The 19055-nt window shown below is 34.6% G+C and carries 16 protein-coding genes; all 16 read right to left on the bottom strand.

Annotation, left to right across the window (positions count from 1 at the left end; translation table 11 throughout):
* Window positions 1–33: 33 nt before the first annotated feature.
* The 16 genes from BEP19_RS14400 to BEP19_RS14320 all read right to left on the bottom strand — a co-directional run bounded on the left by BEP19_RS14400 (window position 34) and on the right by BEP19_RS14320 (window position 18997).
* On the bottom strand, window positions 34–1128 hold the full coding sequence (locus BEP19_RS14400) for a DegT/DnrJ/EryC1/StrS family aminotransferase (protein ID WP_120190603.1): 1095 nt from the start codon (window positions 1126–1128) through the stop codon (window positions 34–36).
* Window positions 1129–1142: 14 nt separating this feature from the next.
* Window positions 1143–2606, bottom strand: coding sequence for a GNAT family N-acetyltransferase (locus BEP19_RS14395; RefSeq protein ID WP_170145380.1), 1464 nt, complete (start codon window positions 2604–2606; stop codon window positions 1143–1145).
* A 15-nt stretch (window positions 2607–2621) separates the two neighbouring features.
* Window positions 2622–3566, bottom strand: coding sequence for a 1-aminocyclopropane-1-carboxylate deaminase/D-cysteine desulfhydrase (locus BEP19_RS14390; RefSeq protein ID WP_120190602.1), 945 nt, complete (start codon window positions 3564–3566; stop codon window positions 2622–2624).
* Window positions 3563–5068, bottom strand: a complete 1506-nt coding sequence (locus BEP19_RS14385) for a lipopolysaccharide biosynthesis protein (RefSeq protein WP_120190601.1) — start codon at window positions 5066–5068, stop codon at window positions 3563–3565. The genes BEP19_RS14390 and BEP19_RS14385 overlap by 4 nt, the downstream gene beginning before the upstream one ends.
* 187 nt (window positions 5069–5255) lie before the next feature.
* Window positions 5256–6251 carry a glycosyltransferase gene (locus BEP19_RS14380; RefSeq protein ID WP_120190600.1) on the bottom strand — a complete coding sequence of 332 codons (996 nt, stop codon included), beginning with the start codon at window positions 6249–6251 and terminating at the stop codon, window positions 5256–5258.
* 644 nt (window positions 6252–6895) lie between these two features.
* Entirely contained in the window at window positions 6896–8035 is a 1140-nt protein-coding gene (locus BEP19_RS14370) for a hypothetical protein (protein WP_120190598.1), read from the bottom strand.
* Between the two features lie 270 nt (window positions 8036–8305).
* Entirely contained in the window at window positions 8306–9253 is a 948-nt protein-coding gene (locus BEP19_RS14365; RefSeq protein ID WP_147393804.1) for a glycosyltransferase family 2 protein, read from the bottom strand.
* A gap of 101 nt (window positions 9254–9354) precedes the next feature.
* Entirely contained in the window at window positions 9355–10206 is an 852-nt protein-coding gene (locus tag BEP19_RS14360; protein WP_120190596.1) for an FAD-binding protein, read from the bottom strand.
* 110 nt (window positions 10207–10316) lie between these two features.
* Complete coding sequence (locus BEP19_RS14355; RefSeq protein WP_120190595.1) at window positions 10317–11432, bottom strand: polysaccharide pyruvyl transferase family protein; 1116 nt, start codon at window positions 11430–11432, stop codon at window positions 10317–10319.
* A gap of 13 nt (window positions 11433–11445) precedes the next feature.
* A complete protein-coding gene (locus tag BEP19_RS14350) occupies window positions 11446–12561 on the bottom strand; it encodes a glycosyltransferase family 4 protein (RefSeq protein ID WP_120190594.1) in 1116 nt (371 codons plus the stop codon).
* A 149-nt stretch (window positions 12562–12710) separates the two neighbouring features.
* Entirely contained in the window at window positions 12711–13625 is a 915-nt protein-coding gene (locus tag BEP19_RS14345; protein WP_120190593.1) for a glycosyltransferase family 2 protein, read from the bottom strand.
* A gap of 21 nt (window positions 13626–13646) precedes the next feature.
* The gene (locus tag BEP19_RS14340) at window positions 13647–14444 is read right to left on the bottom strand and encodes an NAD-dependent epimerase/dehydratase family protein (protein ID WP_120190592.1); all 798 of its coding nucleotides are present in this window, start codon (window positions 14442–14444) and stop codon (window positions 13647–13649) included.
* A complete protein-coding gene (locus BEP19_RS14335; RefSeq protein ID WP_120190591.1) occupies window positions 14441–15070 on the bottom strand; it encodes a sugar transferase in 630 nt (209 codons plus the stop codon). The genes BEP19_RS14340 and BEP19_RS14335 overlap by 4 nt, the downstream gene beginning before the upstream one ends.
* Window positions 15071–15192: 122 nt before the next feature.
* Window positions 15193–16071: a UTP--glucose-1-phosphate uridylyltransferase GalU gene (galU, locus tag BEP19_RS14330; RefSeq protein ID WP_120190590.1), complete on the bottom strand. Its 879-nt coding sequence runs from the start codon at window positions 16069–16071 to the stop codon at window positions 15193–15195.
* An 18-nt stretch (window positions 16072–16089) separates the two neighbouring features.
* Window positions 16090–17922 carry a polysaccharide biosynthesis protein gene (locus BEP19_RS14325; RefSeq protein WP_120190589.1) on the bottom strand — a complete coding sequence of 611 codons (1833 nt, stop codon included), beginning with the start codon at window positions 17920–17922 and terminating at the stop codon, window positions 16090–16092.
* 310 nt (window positions 17923–18232) lie between these two features.
* Window positions 18233–18997 carry a tyrosine-protein phosphatase gene (locus BEP19_RS14320; RefSeq protein ID WP_120190588.1) on the bottom strand — a complete coding sequence of 255 codons (765 nt, stop codon included), beginning with the start codon at window positions 18995–18997 and terminating at the stop codon, window positions 18233–18235.
* Between the last annotated feature and the right edge of the window lie 58 nt (window positions 18998–19055).

The following is a 19055-nucleotide window of genomic DNA, read 5'->3' as shown; positions in this document are numbered from 1 at the left end:
GTCTCGCAGCCACTATAAACCAACCCATCTCCTTTAAGTCCCTAAAACGGTGTCGCATATTAAATCAACATCATCTAAAGACAGATCCGCATAAAGCGGCAAAGTTAATACATTTTGCGAAACAAATTTGGCTACTGGGGTTAAATCAACATCATATTTTTGTTCATAACAGTCAAGACTATTTGTTAATGGATAAAAATATTTTCTTGCAAAAATATTTTTAATTGCCAAGGATTCAGCTATCTCATCACGATTCATTTTATAACCATCAAAAACAACAGGAAAATATGCAAAATTACTTTTAACGCCTTTTTGAAGTTGAAGCAGTCTTATCCCTTTTATATTACTAAGCCTTTCTTTATATCTATTCACTACCAATTTACGCTTATTTATTTCATCTTCAACATGACGTAAATTACAAAGCCCCATGGCAGCTTGAAATTCATTCATTTTTGCGTTACCACTAACATATTCAATAGTCTCTCGACCTTTAATACCAAAGTTCTTTATACTATTTAACGTTTCTTTTAGATTTGAATTCCTAAAGGTTACTGCTCCTCCTTCGATTGTATTAAATACTTTTGTCGCATGGAAACTAAACATGGAAGCATCCCCAAAGTTCCCAACACCAACACCATCTACCGTTACACCAAATGCGTGCGCAGCATCATAGATTACCTTAAGATCATACTTTTTAGCTATCCTATCGATCTCTTCAACATTGCAAATATTCCCATAGACATGGACAGGGATAATTGCCGAAGTCTTATCCGTTATAAGACTTTCCAGCTTACTTGTATCAATATTATAATTATCCAAATTGATGTCACAGAAGACAGGCTTTAAACCATTTCGTACTATTGCATGTGTTGTTGACACAAATGTGAATGGCGTTGTTATAACTTCTCCTTTGAGATTAAAAGCTGCTATCGCACATTCCAACGCAAGATGTCCGTTAGTAAAAAGATTAACGTAAGGGGTATTTAAATAATGTGATAATTCTTTTTCTAATTGATTATGTTTTACCCCCATATTTGTTAACCATCGACTATCCCACAGATCCCTGATTTCCTCTATATAATCATTAAAGTTGGGCATTGAGGATTGAGTTACTTGAATAGGTTTCATAATCTTCTCCTCTGCTACAATTTCTTAATCATATACACTGAATCCCCAGAAGCCTCATCACAATATTCAAAACCGTTTTTCTCATATAATCGTATAGCCTTCTCATTATGCTTGCGGACTTCTAATTTTAGAGAAGACATCTCATTTTCTCTTGATTCATTTATACAAAAATCTAAAAGTTTTTCGCCCAGCTTTCTTCTTCGGGCATACGGCTGTACTGCAAGAAAGGTTACATATCCTGTTTTTGTTTCCATATCATTTACATAAAAAACCACAAAACCAATAATTTGATTATTGGTATCCTTTGCCGCATATACAAGGGCATTATCTTTTAACTTTTGCGCATATTGATTTAGATTCTCAATCCGCTGTGATATCGACGGCTGAAATACATAATCAAAAGAAGTGAGCACATTACATATTTCTTCGCTTGTTTCAAGTCTGATAATCTTATAATCATCAACCTCATTCTGAATATGGACTATTTCTATATCTTTATGCGCTAAAACTCCGATTCTCTCTGTAAGCAATGTGCTATCAATTTGTTGACCATCTAACCATTTCACAATGGCTAACGGTAAATTAACCCCCGCCATGTGACTAAAGGGATACCCTCCACCAAACCTTGCGTTCATTTCTAAGATATATGGAATATTGTCTTTTAAGAAAACATCTACATCGAGATTTGCAATATGTTGAAGACTTTTGCTAATATTTTCGCCTATATCCTTTAACAATGAATTGTCCACTGTTTCGGCACTATCAGTTTCCCCTGAACGCATTGCATACTTCCTCTTAACAACTGTATTTTGATATTCCCCATCAAGATTATTAATAATATCTAATCCATACTCCTGTCCGGGCAATTTTTCTTGTATTAGAACACTTTCTTCCAACTTTCCTTGTATTTCATACTTCAGATAACTGCCTTTTATTTCTGAAATGACTTTATTATAAAAAACACCCAACTCATCTTCATTATGAGCCTCAAACACCCCTATCGAACCCATTCCCCAACGAGGTTTGATGATTAGGGGATATTCTAGTGATTTTGACTGTATAGCATCCAGTGCAGAATAAAGGGAAATGAGAGTTTTCGGTGCATTGAATCCATTATTTATTAAAAATTTATATGTTTCAAACTTATCATTACAAATATTAATGACTGACTTATTCGAAACAATTACTTGTGTCCCTATTTCCAAAAAAGCATGCTTATTGGCTGATAAAACTGGAAGATCGATATCAAAAAGAGATATGACGGCTTTAATATTATTCTGTTCGCAATAATCTAATAAAAAGGGAATATAATTCTCATCATAAATAAGAGGTGTTACTATACATTTGTCAGCGAAAGTGAAAGCAGGGGTAATAGCGCTGCTGTTTGAAACGTGTACTTCACCACTATTCCCCAAAGCATCTTTAAAATATTTAACGAGATAACTGCGTCTGCCTACTGAAGTTAATAGTATATTCATAATAACCCCTCTTGCTTAAATTAAATTTATGTTATCAAAAAACAATGGAAGTCCACCTGTATGAATAAAGAGGATCTTTTTACCTCCAATTGAGTTTTCCTTCAAATATTCAGTCATTCCCCAGAATGCTTTACCGGTATAAGTAGGGTCTAGCGATATACCATCATGGCTAAGCATTTCATTTATAACATTGATAATTTCATTATTATAATTCCCATACCCGCCAAGGACATATTTATCTTCAAAATAGATATCTTTTTCGCGATATACTTTTCCGTTCATGTATTCTGATATATTATGTTTAATTATTTCTTTATTATCGCTTGCATTCCGAGCAACTGAGATCCCGACAATCTTTTTATTATCTCCATATAGAAGACTTCCACAAATTAATCCAGCCTGTGTTGTACCCGTACCTGATGCATGGAATATATAATCAAAAGTGACACCGCTTTCTGATTCGAATTCATTTATTTCATCGTAAGCTGTGGCATATGCCTCAACAGCTACCTTTTCGTTTCCCTTTCCAAAAATATTTCCATAAATGTAATAAGGATTCAGGCCCTTCTGTATACAATCATCCATAACTTTTTTAACCGTTTGTGAGATATTCTTTTTATTGCAATATACCATCTTGGCTCCCAAAGCCTTTACAATTCTACTATTGTTTGTCTCAATGTGCCCCCCCGAGTCATCAGATGGAGAAATTACAAAGCAAGGTATTTTAAGTGATTTACTCATATTTGCAATGACTCGACAAAGGTTGGATCGGCTGTTGCCATAAGCAATGATACAATCACAGTTTTTATTCTTCATATCATGAAAATACTGCTCTGCAATCCTGACTTTATTCCCTCCAAATGAAAACGGAAGTAAATCATCACGTTTTATGTAGTAATGATTACTTCCGTCACTATAATTCATAGGTTGAATCGGCGTTGCTATAATGTTTTTTTTCACTGATTATTACTCACCTTCTCAATCTCAGTTTGATTTTTCACTTTCTTATTCAAAAGAGTTTTCAATGTTTTTATAAAATAATTTAATTCATTAGATTTTAAAATTAATGACATCCCAACAAACACACTGAAACCCAACATGATTTGTAAAATTAGTGAAAACAAATTATTAAGCATATCTAATTGTGAACCAAGCATTATGACTGATATACCCATGATAAGGGTGGATATCATTGTCTTAGTTATATCTTTAATTTGTTGTTTAGTGCTGTAATTTAATAATTTCCCAGAATAATATGAATTAATAAAGTAACTGATTACTGCAGAAATAACTAATGTCCATACTAATACGAACATCCCAAGTTTCAGTACTATAGTTATTGTAATCAAACTTATTCCAAATGTTTTTTTTATTATTTCCAGTTTTAAAAACAAGTCAGATCGACCTTTAACTTGAAGAATATTTAAATTAATAGACTGTAAAGGATAGAGCATCCCAGCCAGACATAAAATTTGGAAAAAGGGCACAGTCCCTGCCCACTTTTCACCAAATAACAACGGGATTAACGTTCCAGAAATAGCGGAAAGTCCTATCATCACAGGAAACGTGATAAAAACTGAGCTCTTGATTAAAGTACGATAACCACGTTTTAACTGTTCCTCATTCTCTTGCATTTTACTTAAAACGGGATATGTTACTTTTTGAACAGCTGATGTGATTGATTTTGACGCAACATCTCTTAACATAAGAGCTTGTGTATAATACCCTAATGGAATTGTGGAATAAGTCCTACCAATGATAACATTGTAAAAATTTTGATAGCTGGTATCTATAAGACTTGATATGAGCAATTTCCATCCAAATCCAAATAATCTTTTAAAAGACGCAACACTAAAAATTAACGATGGTAGCCATCGATTGTGCACTGTTAAAAGAATTGACTGTAAAAGTTGTCCCACAACATTTTGAATAACTAAACTCCATACTCCAAACCCATAAAAAGCAAGCCCAATCGAAATAATACCAGAAAAAAACGTAGAGATAATGTTTATTATTGTCTGGGTTTTAAAATCAATATTTTTTGTTAGAATTGTTCTCTGTACAATACTAAATGCATTAATAATTACGATTATCCCCAACACTCGTAGTAATGCAGTTAAAATTGGTTCATCATAAAATAGACTTACATACGGTGCTATTCCAAAAATAACGCTATAAAGCAAGAATGAAATAACTAAATTAAAATAAAAAACTGTTGAGTAATCTTCCTGGGTAGAATCCTTTTCACGAATTAATGCATTTTGCATTCCACTGTCAACTATTGTTTGAGAAACTGCGATTACAATTAAGATCATCCCCATCAGCCCAAAATGAACTGGTAAAAGAAGTCGGGCTAATAACAATTGTATTATAAATCCAATTCCTCTAGAGGAAAAGAAGTCTGCAAAGGTCCAGAAAAGCCCCCTGATAGTATCTTTTTTTAACTGTCCATTATCACCCATATAATTCCTCTTTATTTATTATATTATCTGTAAAAAATCCCATCATAAAATGTGCACCTTTTTATATTTTTAACCATTTTCATTATTTTGATCACGACTACTTCTATAGATTAATTATCGTCCATCATCTTGAAACCTGGAATTCGATTAAAATACTCCTTATCTATTTTGAACACACTTTTTGACATCAATATTCTTTTTTTATGTCTGAGATGGACAATAAGAGTACTTTAATTTTCAATTTCAATTTATCTATAACAACTAGACGTGAGTAGAATCCTTTTAATTGTTTTTTTGCATTCATATGTGAAATAAATCTTAAAATCAAAGTGTATGAAATTTGGCTAATTCTTTTCTTTATTGCTTGTGAATATCTGTAGTCAGTATACTCATTATACTCTTCATACATTTTAATGCTTTTCTCCCAATGGGTTATAAATATTTTATTTTCTTGCATCCTACTAGTCCAAGAGCCACCTATACCTTTTCTATATACAGACATTTCCTGATCTATATAATAAACATCTCCAAGGCTAGCACTCAATAATCTTAATGGTGTATCTCCCGATGGGGAGTCAAAAAACCACTCGGGAAGATTTTCAATTACTTTTCTACGAAAAACAAATGAGGAAGTATGTCCAAACATACCTCCTCCTAAGATAACTTGACTTGCATTATAAATTTCATCTCCATTTTTAAGTCTAATTTCATTTGAATCCAGGGAATTCTTAGGTAAACTAAATACTCCGGTCGAATGTATACATAAAGTAATTCCATTGTTTTCTTCCAATATCCTCACTTGTTTTTGTATCTTTTTTCTATCCGTCCAATAATCATCTCCTTCACACAAAGCAATATATTCTCCTAATGCTCTTGAATAATTGTATGTAAAAATCATTCTTATCCCTTTGGAAAATTGATTTTCCGTCTGATATATAGGTTTTATTATTTTAGGATACATCATTTCATACTTTCGTATGATGTCTTGTGTACCATCTGTTGAGGCATCATCATGAATAAGGATTTCGAATGGAAAATCTGTTTCTTGCATTAAGAAACTTTTAATTGCATTTTCGATATATGATTCGTGATTAAATGTTATACAACAAATACTCACTTTTGGATTTTTTATATTTCCTTTCCATGACTTAATAATTCCATTCTCTGGTTTCAAATCTACCATTTCACAGCACCTCTAGCCTATATTTACTGTTATAAACATATCCTTGAACTTGAATCTAGGGATACAAAAAGTTAAGTCTTTGTAGAAACGCTTACTGGCTGCTTAAATCGGTATGCAAAAATAAGTCCCTACTTCGGATGCTGGACTTAATTGGCATTACTAAGGACCTGAAGCCCCAGTTCGATTGTCTTTGACTTTACAAGTGAATAACCTAACCCTTTATTAGCGTGCACGCTTAAAAAGAGTGGGTAAATAACACCACTCATCCGCTTCCTATTGTTTTTATTATTGTAAAATTCCGTTCCAAAAAAATTCACTCTCTCAAACCAGCTTCATTATCAATTTTATACAATGACTTTAACCTGTATATCAATTGATAACACATATTTTTAAGTACTACCAACACTTGACACATCATTTGAATTGTATGGTAATCTCTCTCCTGGTCGATTTGATCAATGATCTCCCTGTCTGTTATTTTCTTGTAAAACGTCCCCGAGAGGCCATCTCTAATTGCCATAGTGAAGATTTAACCAGTGTCCATATATCTATACTAACTCCAATGGTATTTATTGTAGTGAGTTCCCGCACTATTTCCTCCTTCTCTCAATCCATAACAGGATAACTAGATAGTCTTCTAGTTTCTAGCCTCTAATTTTATAGACATTCGTACTTAAAACAACCCCTACTAAAACCCAAAACGTAGTATCATACAAAAATGTAGAACTTAGTGAGAGCCTAGTCAAACTCATTATTAAAAGAATAATTACAATATCCTTTTTTCTGAAATTCCTTTCAATCTTAAAAAATTTAATGATATGTATAGTTATTAATACAATCAGAGGTATGCCTAATATACCAAAAACAATAAATATGTCTAATAAAAGATTATGAGGATAAACAAGACCTGTAACATATTGAAAGTATCCTACTCCACGTGGGAGAAATCCATCTTTTATTAGCTCAAAAGATTGATGAAAAATTCCATCTCTACCAGAAGAACTTTCAACAAGCCCGTGTATAAACATATTCGAAAGTTTAATTAGTGCATATGATTTTATATCATTATCGAGCAATATATTATTAATATACATTATAAAATTGATTAAATTTAATTTAATGTCTGAGATAAGATAAAAAAATGTTAAAGGGATAGTACTAAATATTAACAATATTCTATGTTTCTTGACCTTTAAATATAACAACACTGGAATTAGAATACTACATGCTAATATAGCCCCCCTATTAGCAAAAACAGCAACGAAAACAAAAGTTAGTATTAATAATAATAGGTCTAAAATATTTTTCTTATCAAGAAACCTGTAAAGTATAATAGAAAAACTATACGTCATGCTTGTCCCAAAAAACATATAGCCAATATCAGATGATATTAATTGATTTATGTAAAATGTCCATACAAAAACATTAGCCACACCCAATATATACCAAACCCTATAAAACTTCCCGTAATCAATTTCTTTTAGAGTTAAAATTAGTGCGATAGTAGAAATTTTTAAAAACTCCATATAAATAGAAAGAACTTCATTCTTATGGGTAACAACTAAAATATTTAATAAAAACAAAAGATTAAGTGATAGAAATACCCCAAAAAACTTCTTATTTATTCCATTTTTATATATTGAAAATACTAATAATATTAGATTCAATAACCAGACAATTACACCATTTTGCAAGAACATCTTTATAGGTATAGTTAACGATGGTATAAACATAAAAAATGCTAATAGACCTGCATTTATTTTGGCTTTGGAAAACGAAGTCATAGTTACTCCCTTTAAATAAAATTTACAATATAAGGCCACTCTACAAGGTCTTTCATAATCCTGAAATCCCCAATTTCTCTGTGAATCAAATGAAAATAATTTTTGAAAAACTACTGATTTAAAATCCTTTTCTCTCACTTATATTCTAAAATACGCACTGCTTTTAATTTTTCACAAAATACACTTCTCGAGGAGGTCTAACTACTTAATAAGAAAAGTCTACCGTTAACTCCTTTCAGTTCCTTTTCCCCAATTTAATGAAATTTACCATTACTTACTTAGATATCTTTTGTTTTCACTATAAATTTTATAATGACGACTAACCTTTTTTATTAAAAAAATAGGATTTAAAAACTTAAGATTAAAAACTTCTATACCATTTCTTCTCAATTTAATGTATGTTGAAAAAACTTTTTTTAAACCATGGCCATGTATTATTGAATTATAGATCATTCCCCTTCCACTAAGATTTATCATTTTTAATTCTTTTGAACTCAAATTATATTTAAGGAACTGACAATAATTTATACGTACCATTAATCTTGTATCAAATATAGTTTCATTTATTTTAGTAGTTAAACTACCTTTACTCTTTGTAACGCAATAGATTACTTTATCCGACACATCAAATTTTTCCATATATAAACCAACCTTTGCAGAAAACATCATATCATTAGAAGCTATTACTTCGTCAAAACATATGTTGTTTTCTTTCAATAAATTAACCTTTATCAATTTAGACCATGGAACGGTAAACTCATATCTTAGGGAAAGTTCCGACTTAATATTATTGTTCTGAATATAATCAACTATCTTTTTTTCATATACATCATGCCTATTGGACTTTTTCCCCGTTTCTAATTCAATACTAGTCGGAGTAAAGAATATTACATCATTGTCAGAATTAAAGTATTTCCTTACAATTGAATAAAAATCGTCAGTGAAAAAATCATCAGCATCGGCAAATAGAACCCACTCACCTTTTACTTTTTTTAAACCTATATTTCTACATACACCAGCTCCTTTTTTATTTGTTTCATTCTTTAAAAATAATACATGATCGTACCTATTATCCGACATTAGCGAATTAAGTGATTCTATATCCTTGTTACTTTTATCATCTACAACTATAATCTGAACATCAGATTGTTTTGGTATTGAGTTAATTAATTTCTTCAACATGTCCACTGAATTGTAATGTGGAATAACAATAGACAACAATTAAAATTCCACCTCCTTAAGATGAAATCGATAAAAACGTTTAAAACAATTAATCTTTATATTAAAATAAAGGGTTTATGTTCACCTATGCTATACTATCATTCCCAGATTATCACTTCAGGAACAGCCTTTCTTCCAATTATTTTGTGATATCTCTTTACCCTGTTTATTAGACTTACAGCTTGTAAGTAAGTCCCCTCTCCTCTATTTGTTAACCAATTAGAAGTTTTATTAGAAAATGATATTCCATTTTTAAAACCAGGAGAGAGTATTCTTACTATTTGCATTATTTTCCGATCATGTTGACAGAATACTGAACCGAAGCTTGGGCCACTGTAGTCCTGAACTTTTTTGCTATAATTTATTCTATCTTGCTTTGTCATTCTTGATCCATCATTAATAATTTTATCAAAGGTAAATTTCCCACCCAATACTATGACTTTACTGTTTTTAAAATTAGACTTTCTATACTCAAAACCACATTTATCGTTCTTAACGACTTTAATAGAGCCCCCATCCCATATATGAACCTCTTCAATAAAGTCGCTAATAGAAAGTCCGTGTCCCCTTCCTCTGCCAGCATTCATTACAATAGCCCCTCCAATTAATGCCGGAACTGAATATAGATATTCTATTCCACAAAAACCATCTTTGTTTATATGATTGATTAATTCCTGCACCCTAACAGATGCGCCGACATAGTAAGTACCGTTTCCTAAGCTTTTTATATTATTATCCATCGCAGTCAAGCAAATCACATTTTCATATGTTTTTTGGTCATTCATTAGGATATTTGAACCACCACCAATGATATAATATTTATCATTTTTAATTCTTTCCATTAAATTTACCAAATCATCTATACTTTCAGGAATATATAAATGTTTTGCATTTCCGCCAATCTTGATTGTAGTATATTTTTTCAAAGATTCATTTTCTAATATCTGCACTCCTAACCCTCCTTCAACCTTTAATAAAAAATGTACTGAGTTCCATAAAGTCCGTAGGTTGGAATTACTTAATATGTAAATTCCAAAGAAACACTTACATGTTTAAAGAACTAAGTAAATATATTATTTAAGAATTCTTGAGAATCAGCTACATATTTTTGTAACCTTCTTTCCACATTTGCGTAGTCTATTTCTTCTTCAATATCTCTAGATGTCATATTTTCATTGTAAATCCTATGAGATAAACCTGTGATATGTAGTAGATTAGTTATTCTTTCGTCCCTACCTTCATCTCCTGTAAGAAATGCTACAAACTTTTTTTGAAATAATATTGCAAAAGCTACGCAGTGAAAAGATGCTGTAGCTACTAAACTGGCATTCAAAATATTAGACAAAAATTTTTGAGGCGGTATAAAATAATCCACTTTGACATTTGAATTTATAAAATCCCATGGCGTCAAGAAACGACTTATTTTATGTATCTTGTATGGAGTTACATCAAAATCAGTTGTTTTTACCATTCTTTCAAACTGATTGCTTCTATTTGTATATACAAACAGAAATTCCCCCTTCTCATCTTTCGCTGTCTTTGCCAGTTTAATCCACCTATCCCTATCCAAAAGGAATACTGGATCCAAAACTAATTTTGCATCTCTACCTGTCATGTTCTTTATCAGCTCAACACCGAGACCCTCTCGCGTGGACAAATGGTTAATTAACCTCAAGTTCTCAGAATAGAGATCCGTAAGTTCATCTGGTATGCTGCTTACACCAAAACTTGACGCATATGAGATAGTTTTTTCTTTTTCGTCAACGAAATTCAATAAATAAGCCATATCCCAGCCATTATTATTCGGATTCCAAACCTGATCACTTCCCACAATAAAATAATCAAATTTTCCATTTAACTCCCTTGCTTCTTCATTTGTTCTATACATTTTATTTGTTTTAATCGTATTTTGAGAATAAAACGCTAAAAAACTTTTCCTTCTAAGATTCATTAAAAAACTTCCAGCAGCCATTCGAATAGCTGTTTTATATTGTTTTTCTTTAAATTGATTAGTTATTTGGGCCTTCATGTCATAAGCCTTATTTCTGCTATCATTAACATAATCTATTATTACACATTCGTGACCAAGTTCATTCAGGTATTTCTGAGTAGCGTATGTCTGTAATGATGCACCGTAGTTTAGAGCATTATGAAATGTAATCAACCCGATTTTCATATTTAAAATCTCCTCAACTTATAACCTTTTTATAGAATTCATCAATATCTTTTGAAATTCTTTTCCAATCAAATTTTTGTGATCTATCTATGCAATTTTTGGAAATTTGTTCATACTTTGTTGTAATTCTTTCAATACACTGCGAGATATATTCCGCATCCCCACTTGGTACTGCGTAACCGACTTCTCCATCCGAAAATATTCCATCAAAACCTTGTCCTTTTGTATATATAACAGGCAATCCTTGTGTCATAGCTTCCGCATAAACGCGACCAAAACTTTCATGTATAGATGGCATAATAAAAATATCACTTTCTCGATATAGATTAATTAATTCATCCATTGGCTTAAAGTCAATCAATTCTACATAATCTATTTCCCTTAATCTTCTTCCTATCTCTCCATCAAGGACCTTTCCAACAATCCTTAGATTAACATTGTATCCTCTATTAATAAGAAGATTACTTGCTTCCACTATCTTTAATATATTTTTATTTTTGTTTATTTTCCCCGCAAATAAAAGAGTGATATTTTTTTTATTTTTCAACGTCTTTGGATTATGCCTATTTTTTAACCAAAATTCCTCCAAACCATTAAATGCAATAAATGATTTAGCCTCAATTAAATCACGATCTCCCGAGTCAACATAATTATTTAAAAACTCGTCTCTATGTCTTATAGAAAGGAATTGAATACCTGCAGCACTTTTCAAGACTTTTTTAGCTAATTTTCTAAAAAAAGAGATATTCATAAATGCAGTGATGTCACTGGCTCGTATACTAACAATAAAAGGAACATTTGTTTTCTTACTACAATAATAAGCAGAAACTCCACCATTAAAAAGATTATGAGCATGTAAAATATCAAAGTTCAAAAGGTCGAAGTTTTTCACCAAATTTCGATATATCTTATATTGCTTAGTAAAGAAGAAATATCTCTCCCATTTAAAATAGCATTCCTTATGAACTACCGAATCGGTCATTATAGGAACATATTTTTTTTCAACACTATCACCTTTCCAAGTTGCATTATATACCTGGACAGTATTTCCTCTTCTAGTTAATGCATCCATACAATCCTTAAAAATCATTGCTCGATGATAAAATGAACAGATATATAAAATTTTCAAAACTCAAGGTCAACTCCAATTGTTTTGCTTATTTAATTACAACTAGCTATAAACGAACAGTAAATACTGGGGGTTAATTTCCGTCAATAAAATCCTCTTAAAATTACTGAAAGATAATATTGAATCAACCTTTTATTTAGTCCCTACATCTATTTTTTATGTAATTGTCTATACCTTAAATTAAACATTTGAAATAATTCAAAAGAGAAGTATTTAGGAGAAACTATGAGTGAACAGATCAAATTTTTCAAAAAAAACATATACATTTTACTTCTTAGACCGACTACAGATAAAACAGCATAATGTCTAAATCTAACATATTTTTTCTGATCATTATTTAGAATGGAAAAATATCCCTTTTTAAACTCGAACAATTCATTTTCTGCAACAATCTTGTTGTCCCCAATCGATATTCTCTCTCGATCATGTATGTATTGAATAACATCGGCTCTAGGTAAGTACCCTATACTTAAATCATTCTCGATAGCCTTTAACATAAGTCTAAATTCTTGTCCCATACTCACATTATCGAATCCGCCTAACTCAATAAGCCTCTCTCTTTTGAACATATACGTATTCGTCGGAGTTAAATGATGGAGGATATGTTGTTTTAATAATTCTGAGTTTGATAAATCTGTTACATATTTATGTTTACGATAATCGACAAGTTTACCCGACATATTCAAAATTCTTACATCTGTAAAGGAAGCGTCTAGATCATGATCTAACATATAACCTACTTGGTGTTCAATTTTTTCTTCTTCATAAACATCGTCATCATCTAGAAAAGTAACGAAGAATCCTAAAGCAATATTTATCCCCTCATTCCTCGCCAACGCTCCTCCTAAATTTTCTTCATTTTTATGATATACAATCAGGTTTTTCTTTATATAGTCTTTAATCTTCATTTCAGTTTTTATTCGATATTCAGATTCAGGATCATTATCATCTACAACAATAACCTCTACATTTTTATACGTTTGATTTAAAATTGAATCAATAGCTCTTATTAGAAAATCACTCCGTTTATAGGTGGGGATTATTACGCTTACTAATGGCTCCATGTTATCATCCTCTAATATTGTCTAGTATCTCTCGTAAACCAAATTTCCAAAAACTTTTTTTACTAAGTTGTTGTTTTTTCCAACTAATCTAATAAGCCAACCCACGAAACGCGAAAGATATATCTTTCTACCTCTTTGTTTACCCAAATCTTTTACTAATAAGCTTGTATTCACATACTCATCATCTTGTGGTAAAAACAAACCTTCTTTTTTACCCTCAATTAATTCATCTAACATTTTGCATAAACTTTTAATGTGTAGCATACTTCTTTTATTATCAATAAGCGGAAAGATCGGTACCTTCTTAGCTAATGATTCAAGTCGACTATAATTCCCGGGACAATTGGGACCATATATAATTGGAGGCCTAAGAATTGCTATTTTAAAAGATTCATCGGATATTTTTTTCAGTTCATATTCGGCTCTTAACTTGCTTTTACCATAAAAAGTCTTGGGGTTCGGTAGAGTGCCCCTGGTAATAATCACCTCCCGATCAACCTTCCCTTCTTCCCCGTAAACCGCCATTGTACTCATGAAAATAAATTGTTTTACTCCTGATTTTTTTGCCTTGATTGCAATCTGTAATGGCAATTCCTTATTTACTTCAAAATATAGACGTTCCATTTCAGGTTGTTCCTTTTTATGAACCATTGCAGCCACATGTAACACCACATCATACTTGGAAAAGTCCTTTTCCTTCCAAGCATCATCTCTTACACTGATCGATTCTACCATATATTTATCAGGTTCATTCTCCAACCATCTTTGAAAGTTTGTTCCCACATAGCTGTTCTTCCCTGTTATTAAGATTCGCTTCATCCTTTGATACTCTCCTCATTGCCAGAAGCCTTTTTCTTGACACCCGTTCCACCTTCAACGACGCCATCACTTTTCAACACACTTGTGATCGTGCCGAAGAAACACTTCACATCCATCCAAAAGCTAATCTTTTTGACATATTCACCGTCTAAGCCAGCCTTTACTTCAATTGGCAGTTCATCTCTACCATTAATTTGAGCCCATCCCGTCAGTCCTGGCGGAATGTCGTTGGCGCCATACTTGTCTCTTTCCTCAATGAGATCATATTGGTTCCACAAAGCGGGTCGTGGTCCAATGATTGACATTTGCCCAACAAGGATGTTCCAAATTTGCGGTAGTTCATCGAGGCTGGTCTTCCTTAAAAACTTGCCTACTCTCGTAATATACTGATCCGGATCTTTCAGCAGATGAGTCGGCATGTCTTTAGGGGTATCGGTTCGCATCGTCCGAAACTTTAGAATGTAAAAATGTGTCTTATTAATCCCAATTCGCTTCTGTTTAAAAAATACAGGTCCTTTTGAATCTAGTTTGATCGCTAAAACGAGTAAAATAAAAAAAGGAAACAATATAATGATTCCAATCAATGAAAGCAATATATCTATCATCCTTTTGACCACCATGTACATATAATTACACCTCAATAAAGAACTTTTTTTATTTAGTAGCTTAGCGCTTAACTAGATCGTAACAGTCCTCTAATCAACTACTAACCCACTAAACGATGTAGAAGGGCCCGCAGGGCCCAACTCTACTTCACCAAATTCCCTTCCACTACTCCATGCAAATACTCCAGCAATTCCGCTCTTAGATCATCCCGTTGCAACGCAAATTCGACTTGTGTGCGGATGAAACCCATCTTTTCCCCGACATCATAGCGAATGCCTTGGAAATCATAAGCGTAGACGGCCTCACTCTTGTTTAGATTCGCGATTGCGTCGGTAAGTTGGATTTCACCGCCAGCGCCAGGCGATTGATGGTCCAAAATGCTAAAGATCGATGGGCTCAGTACATAGCGACCCATGATTGCTAGATTAGATGGAGCATCTTCTAGATTCGGCTTTTCTACTAAGTTACTGACACTGTGCAGTCGTTCGTCGATTTGTTTCGCGTCCACGATGCCGTATCGCGATACTTCTTCATCTGGCACACGTTGCACGCCGATGATCGAGGAATGATAGCGATCATAGTGTTCGATCATTTGTTGCAAGCACGGCTTATCCCCTTTGACGATATCATCACCAAGTAAAACCGCGAACGGTTCGTTGCCGATGAACTTGCGGGCGCACCAAATCGCATGGCCTAACCCTTTCGGTTCTTTCTGTCGGATGTAGTGGATGTCGACCATCTTTGATGATTTCTGCACTTCATTTAGAAGATCAAGCTTGCCTTTTTCTAATAGGTTTTGTTCCAGTTCAAACGAATGGTCGAAATGATCTTCGATCGCTCGTTTGCCTTTTCCCGTCACAATGATGATGTCTTCAATCCCCGACTCCACTGCTTCTTCGACGATGTATTGAATGGTTGGCTTATCGACGATTGGCAGCATTTCTTTCGGCATCGCTTTTGTTGCTGGTAAGAATCGGGTCCCTAATCCCGCCGCGGGAATAATCGCTTTTCTTACTTTCACGTATAGTTCCCCCTCTATTTAATTCGCTGCTGTCGCTAGTTCTTTTGTCTCTACTTTATTATTCGCTAAGTCTAGCAGTCTCTCTCTTAACTCTTCTGTCTTCATATCATTCACATTTGTTACAATCTCTTGAATTTCGTCTATAAAAAGATGGGCGGTCCTACCGACATAAATTTTTGGATACACTTGCTTTTCATGGACTTCGTTATCATTTAACAGTTCTTCATATAGTTTTTCGCCTGGACGAATCCCTGTGAACTTGATGCCAATTTCCTCTTCCGTAAAGCCGGATAAGCGGATTAGGTTTCTGGCGAGGTCCACGATTTTAACCGGATCTCCCATATCGAGCACGAAGATTTCCCCGCCTTGCGCTAAGGCGCCAGCCTGTAACACGAGACGTGATGCCTCTGGAATCGTCATAAAATAACGTTCCATTTCGGGATCGGTAACAGTAAGTGGTCCCCCTTTTTGCAGTTGCGCTTTAAACAAAGGGATCACGCTGCCCCGACTACCCAGCACGTTTCCAAAACGAACCGCGACGAATTTCGTTTGGCTGCGACTGTTCAAATCTTGCACGATCATTTCCGCTAACCGTTTGGTTGAGCCCATCACGTTCGTTGGATTGACCGCTTTATCCGTGGAGATCATCACGAACGTGTCCACTTTTGCATAATCAGCGGCTTCGGCGACATTTTTCGTGCCCATCATGTTGTTTTTAACCGCTTCCTCTGGGTTCCGTTCCATCAGTGGCACATGCTTATGAGCAGCGGCATGGAACACGACGGTCGGTTGATGATGTTGCATGATCTGCATCATTTTCTCCCGATCTTGAATATCGGCAATTTCAGTTATGTATTCAATTTGGTCCTGGTGACGCTCTTTTAATTCCATTTCCACGGAATAGATGCTGTTCTCGCCGTGTCCTAATAAGATCACAGTTTTTGGCGAAAAGTGAGAAATCTGACGGCACACTTCCGAACCGATCGAACCTCCCGCGCCCGTGACAAGCACAACGCTTCCCGTAATGTAATCCGCGATCGATTGTGTATCTAATTCGACAGGATCGCGACCCAGCAAGTCTTCCACTTCCACGTCGCGGAATTCATTGACGGAGATCCGCCCTGTCATAATATCCTCGATCATCGGCACAATCTGCGTTTTTGCTTGTGTTTGATGACAATATTGCACGATTGAGCTGAGGTCCTTTCTACTCAATGAAGGAATCGCGATGACGATATTTGTAATCCGCATTTCAGTAACCGTATGTTCAATCTGTTCTCGCCCCCCGATCACGGGCAATCCCATGATTTCTAAATGATGTTTATGCGGGTCATCATCAATAAAAGCGACGGGATAAAGCTCTACATCCGGATTATGTCTTAATTGGCGAGCAATCATCGTCCCTGCCGCTCCTGCCCCGATAATTAATGTATGCCTTTTATTTTCAAGCTCCGCCTTCGTCGCTACGTAATTATCGCGGAATAAACGCCAAGAAAAACGAACACCGCCAATCAATAAAATATGCATCATCCATGTAATCGCTAATGTGCGGATGTACACGGTTTGGATCATCCCATATTGCGCGGCCCCCGTAATCAGGATCGAGATCGTGACCGCCTTGAACACAGAGATCAACTCTCCCACACTGGCATACTTCCAAACACGCTTATACAACTTGTAGTAGTAGGCTAATAGATGATGACTAATTAAGAGAGTTAATGAACTGACCCATAGCGTCGTTGTAAAAATATTTTTATCAGGCACTAAAATAAAGTAACTAATAAATACAGAAGTCATGACGACAATGGAGTCAATTAACATCAATGAGGCGATTCGTTTGCCATATGACAATTGCTACTCCCCCTTTTCCAAATCCTTATCCTTTTATTTAGACACGCCGAAAAGATAGAATCTCTTCCAAAACAAGCGACGCTCACTCGTTTGGGAAGAAACTCTATCTCCAACAACTTTTTATAAAGTAAATTATGTATAGGGCATCGAACCCTCCCTCACACCACGCCCTTGACAATACAAGTCTAAGGCTGTTGAATCAATCCCACAGCGCAGCCGAGTGCCTGCATTGATAAAGGTTAGCAGACGTCACCTGAAAGCTTTGATTTCCAAGTAATCTAAGGGTGTTCTCTATCCTGATTCGAATTAATTAGAATATTCCGAATAACTTTTTTCTAATCTTTTCGACTGGCGGTACAGGACAGTCCAATCCTTTCGTTACCTTTAGCGCAAATTCTTGATACATCAAAGAATATTCTGGCCCAAACTTCCGATCGATCACTTGATACGCTTCACTTAACTGAACGCCGCGCTTGCCCGTATTATGGGCGTCCGTAGCTACAAAATGAACCATGTGATGTTTGATCATCGAAAATGAGATACCCTGATATTTTTTCCCAAACTTTCCCGAAACGCTAGCAGCCGTCAGCTGAGCTAACGCCCCGCGTTTCACCATCCGATACAATATATTAAGATCCCGCCCAATTTCCCGATTCCGTTCCGGGTGAGCGATAATGGGGACATAACCTGCCAATTGCAAATCAAAAATCAACTGGTCGACGTAGCGCGGGACATGATCATGCGGCAACTCTAACAAGATATGACGTTGCAGATCATTGTATGTCAGAAGTTGTTTCATTTCTAAAGCGACTACTTCATCGCCCTTGACGCGCATTTCCATCCCAGGCAGCACGCGTATTGGAATCTGATGCTCGTCCAACAACGCTTGGACTTGATTGCATCTTTCTATAATGCGCGCTGGCGAATTATCGTGTTGCCCGTCATTGTGATGCGGCGTAGCCACAATCACCGTGATCCCATCTTCAACCGCCTGCCGCGCCATCGCTAACGTATCTTCTTTTGTTTGCGCTCCATCATCGAGCCCATATAAAATATGCGAGTGGATGTCGATCATATTCTCCCCTCCTTGAAACCGCCAACTTTACCTTAACTTGTATATAATTATAAGCCAA

Origin of the sequence: Ammoniphilus oxalaticus (assembly GCF_003609605.1) — a bacterium.
Taxonomy (GTDB): Bacteria; Bacillota; Bacilli; order Aneurinibacillales; family RAOX-1; genus Ammoniphilus; species Ammoniphilus oxalaticus.
This window is presented reverse-complemented; position numbering and strand designations above follow the sequence as displayed.